Here is a 12836-nt window from a genome sequence, read left to right as displayed (position 1 = left end):
CATGTAGTTGATTAATTGTGTTTCTTTGTGATTATGATTTCCAGACGGATTGACATTGATTGGTTAAGGGAACACGTAGAATGTGGTGATTTTATTGCTTTGGCCAGAGCTTTGACCCTAGTTGAGAACGATATTCACCCTGCGGGAGACTTGTTGAAAAAGCTGAATATCAATAGGAAGGTTCCTGTGGTTGGAGTGACGGGTCCACCGGGAGCAGGTAAAAGTACTTTGGTAAATGCTATAGTTGCAGAGTGCACAAAAGCTGAGAAGAAAGTTGCCATTCTTGCTGTAGATCCAACGTCGCCTTTTAATTATGGTTCTTTGTTGGGAGACAGGATCAGGATGTCGAAGCATTTCAATAATCCGAATGTTTATATTCGATCTGTCGCTACAAGGGGCTCATTAGGCGGTATTTCTGCAAAAACCATTGAAATGGTGGATGTTTTAAGGGCCAGTAATTTTGATCTAATTATTGTAGAAACAGTTGGTGTTGGGCAGTCGGAGGTAGAGATTGCTGGCTTGGCAGATAAAACAATATTGGTGCTGGTGCCCGAGGCTGGAGATGAAATTCAGCATATCAAATCTGGATTGATGGAAGTTGCACAGGCTTTTGTGGTCAATAAATCGGATAGAGAGGGTGCTGATGTGTTTGTCAATAGTCTTCAAAAGATGATAAGAGACCAACATCAAGAGTTGCCCGTTTTTAAAACAGTGGCAGATAAAAACATAGGTGTTATACCGATATGTAATTGGATTTTGGAACAAGGAGAAACATCTTTGATTAAAAAAGAACACCTTTTAGCCGAGCAGGCCTATAAGCTCATTCAACATAAAAGAATGAGAAATGTTAATAAGGAAGAAATTTTATTGCATGTAAAAATGTCACTAGAAGAAGGTTCCTTTAATCTTTATCAATTTTTAGAAAAATATGTGTAACTTCTAGTAGTTGTATATAATTTAGGACTCAATGTGCAGCCTGTTTGCTATAAGACACATTGTGTACTTGTTAAAGGCCTTAAGTTGTATATAATCTTTTTATTGTTCATGGTGTTGATTATCAGGATAAAACTATAGGTTTTAAGAATAAAAGGGGGCATCTGTTTTGTTTGGAACGGAGTTTGTGAAAGGGTTTTGAGATTATAAAAATTTGTTTAATTTTGTTTTGCAAAAAATTATACAATAAAATATTTGTTTAACCTTAAAAAGAAAATTATGAATTATTCTACTTTTAAAAAGGGCGTTGCAGCTTCTTTAGTAGCATTAGTTGGAGTTTCTTCTCTAGCTAGCGCACAGGATGCTCCTGCAACCAGTTCTTCTGCCAAGGTATTTGGTGGTAGATCACAGTACAGAACTTGGTCAATAGGTGTTCATGCGGGTGTTTTAGCTCCATTAACAGTTATCGGTTCTAACGACTACAACAGCTGGGATGTAAACTTGGGTTACGGTTTAAATATCCGTAAACAATTAGCTCCTTCATTCGGTTTAGAATTGAATGGTGTTCGTGGTAAAGTATCAGGATCTAACGATTTCGCAATCAGAGGTGCAGGTACTACTGATAGAGAATTTGAAACTGCTTTACAATACGCAGTAGATTTACGTGGTGTTGTTAACGTTGGTACTATCGATTTCTTACGTCGTGAGAACTCAGTATCATTCTTCGTTACTGCAGGTGCTGGTTTATCAGCTTACGCTCCAAAAGTTACTAACGGAAGCGGTGTTGTAACTGATTGGAAAGGTAAAGCTGGTAGTGATGTTAGCGGAAAAAATTCAGTTGGTGGAACTGGCGATAAAGATTATGTAAAAGCTGTTTACATTCCTGTTGGTGCTGGTATCAAATTTAAAGTATCTGACCGTGTTAACTTTAACTTAGGTTATACAGTTAACTTTGTTGATGCTGATAACTTTGACGGTACTTATGCTAAATCAAACAACGATAAGTTCTCTTACGGTTATGCTGGTTTAGAATTCTCATTAGGATCTAAATCTAAGCCTAGCTTAGAGTGGACTAACCCAGTTGCTGTAATGTATGATGAGTTGAAAGACCCTTCATTACGTCAAGAAGTTGAAGCTTTGAAAAACCGTGTTGCTAACGTTGAAAAATCAGTTGATGATTTGAAAAAAGATAGCGATGGTGACGGTGTTGCTGATATGTTTGACAAAGAACCTAATTCAGCTCCAGGTGCTGTAGTTGATGGTTCAGGTCGTACAATCAAATTCCCAGAGCCAGCTGCTACTGCTGTAACTTCTGATAAAACTGGTTTCGAAACTATCGGTTTTGAATTCAATAGCTCAGTGTTAAAAACAGAATCTTATCCAACTTTAGATAAATTATCTTCAGTATTGCGTGAAAACGGTGGTAAAGTGACAGTTAATGGTCACGCTTCTAGCGAAGGTACTGCTGCATACAACATGAAGTTATCTAAAGACAGAGCAAACTCTGTTAAAACTTACTTAGTAAACTCTGGCGTTAGCGCTAGCAGTGTTGCTGTGAAAGGTTTTGGCGAAAGCAAACCAATTGCTTCTAACGATACTGAAGAAGGTCGTATCCAAAATCGTCGTGTTGAAACTACAAGAAACTAATCTTTCTTAAAGTAAACGATATAAAAGGTCCCGACTTAACGTCGGGACCTTTTTTTATGCCTAAATTTGTAAGCATAATCTAGTATTCACTTTTGTTTTATACATCCATAACATAACCAGTCTTATAATTAAATTATGAAAAAAGTTATCTATACCTCTAATGCTCCTGAGCCAATTGGACCATATAGCCAAGCAATTGTTGCCAACGGCTTCTTATTTGCATCTGGTCAAATTGCCATCAATCCAGAAAACAGCGAATTAAATAATGATACGTTAGAAGAGGAAACTCATCAGGTGATGCGCAATATCAAAGCAGTTTTAGTGGAATCGGAATATGAATTCGAGCATATCATCAAAACCACGATCTTCTTATCTGATATGTCCTTATTTGCGCAAGTAAACGAAATTTATGGTTCATACTTCAAGAGCGACTTTCCTGCTAGAGAAACAGTTGCTGTAAAAGGTTTACCTAAAGGGGTGAATGTAGAAATTTCTATAACTGCATATAAAGGATAGTTTTGGCAACCAATAAATCGAAGTATTTATTTTCAGGGGTCTTATCTGCCATTATTTGGGGTTTCTTTGCTATTCCGCTGAGAAACCTCAAGGCTTACCCTTCAGAGCAGATTTTATATTATCGCATTTTTACATCTTTGGTAGTCATTTGGCTGGCGATATTCTTGTTCAGAAGGAAAGAACTGAAAAAAGATATTAGCTATTTCAGGCAAATTGGAATCCGTGAAAAGCGAATTGTTTTAGCACAAATTATTGGAGCTACGGTACTATTGGTACTCAATTGGTATACTTTTATTTATGCGATCAATAACGTCAGTATCAAGTCGGGCGCTTTTGCCTATATGGTTTGCCCGTTAATTACTGCTTTTGGTGGTTTTGTGATTTTAAAGGAACATCTCTACCGGATTCAAATTATTGCCTTGATATTAGCTACTTCTAGTATTTTAATGTTGGCCTCAGGTTCGCTGGTAGAAGTGACATGGTCGGTAGTGATTGCAGCGCTTTATGCTTTTTATCTGATCATCCAGCGTAAGATGCAGCACTTAGACAAATTGAATGTATTGGCTGTACAGATTAGTATTGCTGTGATTTTAATGCTTCCTTTCTTCATTTACCAACATACAGGTTTACCGCTGGAAACTGGCTTTTGGTTGAATGTAACTTTAATTGCGGTGCTGTTCACCGTTATTCCGTTGTTCTTAAGCTTATTTGCTTTGGTGGGAATTCCTTCCTCCACTTTGGGCATTATTATTTATATCAATCCAATTATTGCTTTTACGGTAGCTATTCTTTATTTCAATGAGAAAATAGATCCGCATCAGTTAATGGCTTATTTGTTATTGCTATTTGCTGTTTTTCTATTTAATTGGAACATGATTAAACCATCATGGGCATACCGTCGTAAATAGGAATGAACCGAGCTTGCGAGCTCATGAATACCGATAAAAACAGTAAAAGTTCATGAATAATATGACCATGATAGCTTCATTACCATTAAAAGAAATTACATACTGATGAAAGATATGCTTACTTTTAAAAGAAAATAGTACGTTTTGTTTGCTTCCAATTTAGAAACACCTCTTGTTTATTTAAAGGGCGTTGGGCCTAAGCGTGCCGAGCTGCTGCAAAAGGAGCTGGGTGTTTTTACCTACGAGCAACTCTTACATCATTATCCTTTTAGATATATTGATAGAACTCGTTTTTACAAGATTAACGAACTAAATCCGGATATGCCTTTGGTGCAGGTGATTGGTAAAATCATGACCAAGGAGATGATTGGAGAGAAGCACAAACGAAGAATTGTAGCGAGGTTTGGAGACGAAACAGGAACGATGGAGTTGGTTTGGTTTCAAAGTTTAAAATGGGTAGAAGACAATATCTACCGAGGAAATACTTACATCGCCTTTGGTAAACCTAATTTCTTTAACGGTAGCTTCAGCATTTCTCATCCTGATTTGGAAACTTACCCTCGCCAAACTTCTGGCGGTGTAACAGGAAATCTTACTTTACAACCCATCTATAATTCTACCGAAAAACTTAAAAAGAGTTTCTTGGATAGTAAGGGAATCCAAAAGCTTATTTATCAAATTTTAGAGCTTCATGTTAATGAAGTTAGAGAAACGCTGCCGAAATACGTTTTGGAAAAATATAAGCTGATAGGTAAGAAAGAAGCGTTGATTAACATACATTTTCCGGCAAATACGAGAGCGCTACAGCAGGCGGAACGCAGACTAAAGTTTGAGGAACTTTTCTTTATTCAGCTGCAGTTGTTGCACAATAAGCACCTTAGAAGTTTAAAATTTAAGGGCGCTGTTTTTAGTAATGTCGGCGAACGGGTAAACAAATTTTATAATGAAATTATTCCTTTCGATTTAACTAATGCGCAAAAGCGGGTAATCAAGGAGATTAGAATTGATACGCAACGCGGTGCACAAATGAATCGTTTGGTGCAAGGTGACGTGGGTAGCGGAAAAACAGTGGTTGCATTAATGAGCATGCTATTGGCTAACGATAATGGTTGTCAGGCTTGTATGATGGCGCCAACGGAAATCTTAGCTCGTCAGCATTACGAGTCGTTGGTTGGAATGTTGAAAGGCGAGTTGGTCAACGTGGGTATCTTAACAGGAAGCTCGACGAAGAAACAACGAACTATTTTGCATCAGCAATTAGAAAGCGGCGAGATTGATATTTTAGTGGGTACGCATGCGCTCATTGAAGATAAAGTAAAGTTCAAGAATTTAGGTTTGGTAGTGATTGACGAACAACATCGGTTTGGGGTAGAGCAGCGAGCTAAACTCTGGAGAAAGAACGTTGTTCCGCCACATATTTTGGTAATGACTGCTACGCCAATTCCAAGAACTTTAGCCATGACTTTGTATGGAGATTTAGATGTTTCCATCATTGATGAATTACCTGCTGGAAGAAAGCCCATTGAGACGCTTCACTTTGTGGAAGGTAGACGCATGCGGATGTTTGGAATGATGAAGGAGGAGATTGCCAAAGGCCGACAAGTGTATATCGTTTATCCTTTAATTAAGGAGAGTGAAAAATTGGATTTACTGCATTTGGAAGCAGGTATTGAACAGTTGAGCTATCAATTTCCTCGGCCTCAATACCAAATTAGTATAGTGCATGGTAAATTGAGCAATGCGGATAAGGCTTATGAAATGCAACGCTTTATTGATGGTAAAACGCAGATTATGGTGGCTACTACGGTGATTGAAGTTGGCGTAAATGTGCCCAATGCTTCGGTGATGGTAATAGAAAATGCAGAGCGATTTGGTCTTTCTCAGCTACACCAGTTGCGTGGGCGGGTTGGTCGTGGTGCCGAGCAGTCTTTTTGTATTCTGATGTCTAAGGATAAGCTGAATCCTACCTCTAAAAAGCGTTTGGAAACCATGGTACGCACTAATAACGGCTTCGAAATTTCGGAAATAGATTTAGAACTACGTGGTCCAGGAGATATTACCGGTACGATGCAAAGTGGAACGATAGAGTTGAAAGTAGCGGATTTAGCTAAAGATCAAGTGATTCTGCAGGAAGCAAGGAATACGGTGATTGAGCTATTGGATAAAGACCCGAATGTAGAAAATCCTGAAAATAGTTTGTTGAAGAGTTTTCTTTCAAAGAAGATTGTTGGGATTAGCTTTGATAAGATTTCTTAATCGGTTTGATTTAGACTTACGAAGTTTTCAAAACTTCGTAAGTCTCGATAGTTTCATGCGTTGCGATAAATAACTCTAGTCCTCCAAACCAATTTATGACTTCTGTTCTTCTTAATAAAGACGGTTGGTTTGAATGTAGATATGCTGAATATGAGGAGAATCTGTAATCCTCCAAATTTAGAACTAAACTAGCTTTTTTTGGATTTTGATGAATGTAAGTTATAATTCTTGTGAAGTAAGCATCAGAATTAATTTCAGAAATTTTGTATCGACCCTGAAACAGGCTTCCAACTCTTTTGTACTTTTTGTTGATAGCCTTCGCATAAGAGATTAAAAAGTTCTTAATTCCCTTTTCAAAATTATACAGATCGTTTACTCTAATAAATAGATGAAAATGGTAGGCATTAAACAATATGCAAAAACATCGATATGTGGAATCAAATAGATTTTAAGTCTATCCAGAAAAAAGAGATAGTTTTCTTCTTCAAAAAAGATATTTTCTTTGTTATTTCCACGATTATATATGTGATAACATTTTCCTTCTTCTTTTTTCATAGGTAGGTTGAATTTAGGAAAAATAATAGACTTACGAAGTTTTTAAAACTTCGTAAGTCTGACTCGCAATGATGAGAAGCGGCTTAAAACAAACTCAATTGGTTGCTCGGCTTCTTTGCTTTTCCAAAAACAGTTCTGCCGCCGTATTTCCAAGAATCTGCTCTTTCTTTTGCAATCAATTCATCGAAATTTCCATTTGGAATAAAATCTTGTTCTACTCTGGCAGCAATCTGCGAAAGCGATTGGATAGCCTGTGCTTTATCGGTATTTCCAATCTTCGATTTCTTAATGGCGTCGTTTAAGGTTTTGATGGTTTCATCATAAACATCCACCGGAACGGGAAATGGATGTCCATCTTTTCCGCCATTGGCGAAAGAAAACCTAGCGGGGTCTTTAAAGCGTGAGGGCGTGCCATAAATTACTTCGCTCGCTAGTGCTAAAGATTGTAACGTTCGTGGCCCCAAACCTTCTAAAAGCAGTAATTCGTCGAAATTAGAAATGTTATTGTTTTGAGCTAACCATAATATGGAGCCCAAGCGTTTTAAATCTACATCTTTTGCTTGCACATCGTGATGTTTGGGCATCACCAATTTGCTGATTTCAGCTAGCATTTTCTTCGGAGGTTCCGCCATCATCTCCAGCATTGAGGTTTTAATTGGCTGTGCCTTTTTATCGGTGAGGTTTAAGATCTTACCTTGGTTCTGTCCGTAAATGAAAGTATGTGGCGCATCTGTGAAAGATTGTATGTTTGCCGAATGCCAGTGGTAACGACGAGCGGTAGAGCTTTCATCGCTCATGCCTTGTTGCACCACCGTCCAATTGCCTTCAGTACTGACGATAAAGTTATGTTGGTAAAGCTGAAAACCATCTTGAATAGCCGTGTTGTCTACCTTGGCAGAAAGCTTGCTGCTCCTCACCAACTTATCGCTATCTAAACCATTATTCAATGCAAATCTCCTTAGCTCAGTTGGTGTTTCTCGAGAACTTTTTCCTTTGCCGCCACAAACGTATAAACCAAAAGTTGCAGCATTAGGATTGATCGCTTTTTTTAAAGCACCCATTACCGAAGTGGTGATGCCCGATGAATGCCAATCCATGCCCATGACAGCACCCAAACTTTGAAACCAAAAAGGGCTACTCATTCTACTCAAGAAATCGTCTTTACCTTTGTTGGCTAAAATTTGCTCGGTAATTGCCAAACCCAATTTAGCCATTCGCTCTGCCAACCAAGGCGGAACAGCTCCGTAATGTAAAGGTAAATCGGCAACTCCTGCTCTTTTCATTTGCTAACAAATTTAGCAAAAATAAATAAGATATTCCGCAAAGATTTTGGAAGTTTTCGCAGAGTAAGCGAAGCATTTGATAAAGACTTACGAAGTTTCGAAAACTTCGTAAGTCTAAATTTTAGGGTAAAGGTTGTGCTTACTAATCGCTTTTTAACTTCGAATAAATATCAACGCTTAGGAAGTTACCATCTTTTATTTCACAATCTCTCATAGTGCCTTCATGTTTGAAGTTAAGTTTCTCGATTGCTTTTTTACAATTTAGGTTATCGTTGTCAACGAACCCTTCAATTCTATTTAAGCCTAGTGTTTCGAATCCATAATTGCAAATTAAAGGAAAAGCTTCTTGCATCAAACCTTTGCCCCAAAATTCAGGAAGTAGCCAAAATCCTATCTCGGCTTTCTTGTGCACTTTGCTAAGGTTGTTGAAACCACTAGCACCATAAAAAGTCTGACCGTCTAGCGAGCAAATAGCCCACCAAATGCCAGTCTCGCTTTCTTCCAATTCCCTGTACCAAGTCATTTGCTCCTCTGTAGCTTCTAACGAAGTAAAGCTGATCCCGTAGTATTTGATTACATCTGGATGCGACAAGCCCTTGTAGATATTTTGTATGTCTTCTGGTATGATCTTTCGCAGAAGAAGTCTATCTGTTTTTATGGTTGTCGTGGAACTCATTAGTTTTAGAAATTAATCCTCATCTGTGCCAGGAGCAGCACCAGCACCAGTGTATGCGCCTTTACGAATGATTGGCATTTTCAGATGTTTGTACAATTCGTCCAATTGCATCAAACTTCCATTAGTTACGTTGCCTAAGAAAATAACGATGATGTCCTTATCTAAATCGCGAACGTAGATATGGCGGAAACCATGCCACCAGCCAGTATGGTAAACTACTTTGGCTTTGCCTTTCTCTTCGAACAAGCGCCAGCCGTAGCCATAATTGAAATGACCTTTAATCGCTTTGTTCCTACCCACATAAGCTGAATCTAAGCTTGAGTTTTTAAGTAATCTTTCGTTACGTAAGTATTTGTCAAATAGTACCAAATCATGGATGGTACTGTAAATCCCTTTATCGCCAACAGGTCCGTCTAAGAAATTTTGTACTACCGAATATCTAAAGCTGTTACGATCGTGACCAACTACATCCACAGGTATTTTTTCGTATTCTGCTTTAGAGTAAACGTGAGTGTTTTTCATTCCTGCTGGTTTAAAAATATGCTCCATCATGTACTGCGAGTAGCGCATGCCAGTAACCTTTTCTATAATAGCTCCCAACACCATATAGTTAGAGTTGTTGTAATGAAAAACTTTATCTGGTTTAGTGTAGGGGTTAGGCTTCTTATCAGCAATTACCTGCATCACTTCCTGATTGGTCACCCCCTTTTTCATAGGGCGTTTTTCCTTGCGCCAAATGTCATCGATAAAGTAAACGTAGTTCATCATGCCGCTGCGGTGTGGCAATAAAAGTCTAACGGTAATACTATCGTAAGGAAAGTTAGGGAAGAACTTTTTAACGTTATCGTCTAAATTTAATTTTCCAGCTTCTACCAACTGCATAATTGCGGTACCGGTAAAAGTTTTGGTAATAGATGCCAGTTCAAATTCGGAGTTTATTTTTAAGCTATCGCGATGTAGGTAATCTGCCCAGCCTTTAGCACCTTGGTACAAGATTTTACCTTTTTTGGCAACCAAAACGTTGCCGTTAAAATTGTATTTTTTGTGCAAATTATTGATGAAATCAGCAATCCATTTGTCTTCTTTGTTTTTATCGTAAACTAATAACAGGCTATCTGCTTTATCGTCTTCAGCTTTTCTAACTTTCTTGTCTTCGGCAACTTTTTTTTCCTTTTCTTCTTTACTGGTACAAGCATTTAGTGTAAATATGGATAAGGTTATAGCGGTTAGTAGTATATTTAATCTCATTGATGTGTGCAACGTGGTTATAAAAGCTGGAAAATTACGTAATCTTGAAAAGATAACGGTAAAAGAGTTTTAAACATTGTTTTGATACAAGTAAAATGTTCTTTTTTGAAAAGCAATAATGGTACACATCTTAGTGGATAGTCCCGCTTTTCGTTACAACCTTTTTGTTTCCCATGCCGTAAACCTTGCAGGTTTTTCCTCTGCTCAAAAGGGTTTCACTGCAATCGGGTTTGAAATGGAAAAGTTTGTGCTTCCTATAATCGACAAGACGCCAACCTCTCAAATTGCCTATAGCTGTTGCAAAGCCTGTTTGACTATTTCCCTGTTTGGCTTCGAAATAGGGATTTTATCTCCGGAAGCTAAAAGTAAAACACCTCCATCTTCTTTAAGCCAGCTTTTAACAAAGGCTGGATTTACCAAATGGCTTTGGTGCGTTCTTAGAAAACCATTGGGCTTTAATAAATCAGCGTACTCTTTTAAAGATTTAGAAACTAAAATCTTTTCGTTGTCTGTTAGGTAGAAAAAAGTGTAGGTGTTATCAGCTTCGCAGCGAATAATTTCTGATAAGGCGATATATCTGATTTCGCTCTGCATGGGTAGCGCAATTTTGCTTGTAGTAGCTTCGGGTCGTTTAAGCTGCTGCAACAAAAAATCAAGTTGTGATGTTTGCGTTTGCGCTGCTAATTTCTGACTGGCTTTGTTAACGGCTGTTTTTAATTCATCGATGTCTACCGGCTTTAAGAGGTAATCTAGTGCGGCAAATTTAACTGCTTGGATGCCATATTGGTCGTAAGCGGTAACAAAAATCACTTCGAAATTACGATGAGGTAATGCCTTTAGCACATCGAAACCTGTTTGCTTACCCATTTGAATATCTAAAAAAACTAAGTCGGGCAAGTATATTTCAATAGCATTTACTGCATCATTTACATTTTGCGCTGCTGCCACAATATTAACCTGCGGACAGTGTTTTTCTAACAAAGTCCGTAGGTTTTCTAAGTTGGAAATTTCGTCGTCTATTAAAATTGCCTTCATCTATCTATAGCCAATCGGTTAGGGTTAAGTTGATTGTAGTGCCCTCACTACTTGATTGCTTTTCTAAAATAAAACGATTTTCTTTATAAATACTATTTAATAAGGCTATTCTGTTGTCGCTTAGCTGTAAGCCTAGACCGTTGTATTTTTTCATAGGATCAAAGCCATTCCCATTATCACTAACAGTTAATACCAAATCATTTGCTTTTTTATTAAATACGATGATAATTTCTCCATCGTTAGCTTTTTGCGATATGCCATGCTTCACCGCATTTTCTACAAATGGCTGTAGCAACATGCTTGGGATCTCGATATTCTCTAAATCTAAGTCTTCTGCTTGATTGATTTTGTATTTGAACCCAAATCGTAATTGCTCCATTTGTAGGTAATCATCTAGCAATTTTCCTTCTTGAGCTAACGAAATCAATTCTTTATCATCAAGAACGTTACGGGTTAATCTTGCAAACTTCGATAGGTACTTATTGGCATTGTCAATCTCGTTTTTGTTCATCAAGTTTTGAATGCCTGATAATGCATTAAATAGGAAATGAGGATTTAATTGGGAGCGAACAGAGTTCAATTGGAGTTTTGCAATTTCCTTTTCCTTAAATTGCTGCATAAGCTTTTTAACTTCTTTCTTTTTTACATAAGTTAGGATAGCGCCAGCAATAGCTCCAAAAACAGCACAAATAATTAACCCATAAACTAAGAGATCTTTTTTTGTATAGTTTTCTTCTTTTAAGGTAATAGAAAGCGTATGTCGGGTGATGTATTTTTGTATTTCCTTTGATGAGGTTTTCCACTTGATTAATGGCTGGATAATAATTTCATACGTTCCCGATTTCTTGAAAATGCTTCTATCGATATCAATAAAGGGAAGGAACTCGTGTTTGTCAACTATACCACCATATTGCCAAGCGGTAGATTCAAAAATTACTTTGTCGTTTCGCTTATCTATAATAGAGGTGTAGTAGAGATAATCTATGGCTGATTTATCTTTTACAATGGTGATTTGGTCATCTTTTTCAGAGAAAGTTAATTTTGTTTTTCCTTTTGGATGTTTTACCCAACTGTAATCTACACCTTCCTCTGTTGCAGTTCGTTTTGAAAAAGCTAGGATTTCTGCTTTCGGAATGGGGTTCCCGTAGAAAACAGATTTTTCAATATCTTGAGGTTTTTCTATGCTATACACTAATACGGTAATCACTTTTCCTTTAACAGCGAAAGTCCCCAAAAATGTTGAACTGAATATTTCTTCGTCTCCACCAGCATCTGTATCTTCTAACTTGGTACTGTCGATAGACTGATTTACTACAATAGGTTTGTCGTCTTCTAGAATAGTGTACCTAAAACTCGGTATATTAATATTCTTTCTAAAATTAATCTGGATACTAAGGTTGTTTACATCGGGTAAATAGCTAAATGAAGTGTTAGGTTGATTAGGAAATACGTTGGCGTAATAAACATTTTTTGCCCCACTATCAACAGACATTAAAAGTTTACCACCTGCCGAGTATTTTTTACTAAAGTCGATACCTTTTTGTGCGCTTACTATAGAAAGCGAAATGATGAAGCTGAGGAATGTAAAGATTGTCTTTTTCATAATGTCAGGATTAATTTTCATCAAAACTGTAGCAATAATAACAAAACTAAAACCATAAAGCAGGAAAGGCGGGGTTTGAAATAGTAACGATATTGTTTTGAACAGGATTTGGAATGTCAAGTCTTTGCGTTCTTCGAAACCTTATTGACCGTCGCGTTAGAATCGCAAAGAAAATT

12 protein-coding genes are annotated in these 12836 nt (G+C 37.5%); 5 read left to right on the top strand and 7 right to left on the bottom strand.

The window, feature by feature from the left end; translation table 11 throughout:
* Positions 1-33 precede the first annotated feature (33 nt).
* From meaB to recG, 5 genes are all read left to right on the top strand, one after another.
* Entirely contained in the window at positions 34-936 is a 903-nt protein-coding gene (meaB, locus tag CRO54_RS17395; protein WP_097133355.1) for a methylmalonyl Co-A mutase-associated GTPase MeaB, read from the top strand.
* Positions 937-1212: 276 nt separating this feature from the next.
* On the top strand, positions 1213-2580 hold the full coding sequence (locus tag CRO54_RS17390) for an OmpA family protein (RefSeq protein ID WP_097133354.1): 1368 nt from the start codon (positions 1213-1215) through the stop codon (positions 2578-2580).
* Between the two features lie 135 nt (positions 2581-2715).
* Positions 2716-3096 carry a RidA family protein gene (locus CRO54_RS17385; RefSeq protein WP_097133353.1) on the top strand — a complete coding sequence of 127 codons (381 nt, stop codon included), beginning with the start codon at positions 2716-2718 and terminating at the stop codon, positions 3094-3096.
* A gap of 2 nt (positions 3097-3098) precedes the next feature.
* Positions 3099-4004, top strand: coding sequence for an EamA family transporter (locus CRO54_RS17380; RefSeq protein ID WP_097133352.1), 906 nt, complete (start codon positions 3099-3101; stop codon positions 4002-4004).
* A gap of 144 nt (positions 4005-4148) precedes the next feature.
* Positions 4149-6260 carry an ATP-dependent DNA helicase RecG gene (gene recG, locus CRO54_RS17375; protein WP_097133351.1) on the top strand — a complete coding sequence of 704 codons (2112 nt, stop codon included), beginning with the start codon at positions 4149-4151 and terminating at the stop codon, positions 6258-6260.
* Positions 6261-6276: 16 nt separating this feature from the next.
* On the opposite strand, the gene CRO54_RS21800 is transcribed toward recG, so the two are convergent.
* The 7 genes from CRO54_RS21800 to CRO54_RS17345 form a co-directional block, all read right to left on the bottom strand.
* A complete protein-coding gene (locus tag CRO54_RS21800) occupies positions 6277-6672 on the bottom strand; it encodes a transposase (protein ID WP_205944021.1) in 396 nt (131 codons plus the stop codon).
* Positions 6633-6815, bottom strand: a complete 183-nt coding sequence (locus CRO54_RS21385; protein ID WP_205944032.1) for a hypothetical protein — start codon at positions 6813-6815, stop codon at positions 6633-6635. Before CRO54_RS21385 ends, CRO54_RS21800 begins: the two co-directional genes overlap by 40 nt.
* Positions 6816-6898: 83 nt before the next feature.
* Positions 6899-8098, bottom strand: coding sequence for a DUF763 domain-containing protein (locus CRO54_RS17365; RefSeq protein ID WP_097133350.1), 1200 nt, complete (start codon positions 8096-8098; stop codon positions 6899-6901).
* A gap of 142 nt (positions 8099-8240) precedes the next feature.
* Positions 8241-8774 carry a GNAT family N-acetyltransferase gene (locus tag CRO54_RS17360; RefSeq protein WP_097133349.1) on the bottom strand — a complete coding sequence of 178 codons (534 nt, stop codon included), beginning with the start codon at positions 8772-8774 and terminating at the stop codon, positions 8241-8243.
* A 12-nt stretch (positions 8775-8786) separates the two neighbouring features.
* Positions 8787-10022, bottom strand: coding sequence for a serine hydrolase domain-containing protein (locus tag CRO54_RS17355; RefSeq protein WP_097133348.1), 1236 nt, complete (start codon positions 10020-10022; stop codon positions 8787-8789).
* A 288-nt stretch (positions 10023-10310) separates the two neighbouring features.
* Positions 10311-11057: a LytR/AlgR family response regulator transcription factor gene (locus tag CRO54_RS17350; protein WP_097133347.1), complete on the bottom strand. Its 747-nt coding sequence runs from the start codon at positions 11055-11057 to the stop codon at positions 10311-10313.
* Positions 11058-11061: 4 nt separating this feature from the next.
* Complete coding sequence (locus CRO54_RS17345; protein WP_097133785.1) at positions 11062-12660, bottom strand: sensor histidine kinase; 1599 nt, start codon at positions 12658-12660, stop codon at positions 11062-11064.
* Between the last annotated feature and the right edge of the window lie 176 nt (positions 12661-12836).

This window comes from Pedobacter xixiisoli (genome assembly GCF_900215335.1).
Classification (GTDB): Bacteria; Bacteroidota; Bacteroidia; order Sphingobacteriales; family Sphingobacteriaceae; genus Pedobacter; species Pedobacter xixiisoli.
This window is presented reverse-complemented; position numbering and strand designations above follow the sequence as displayed.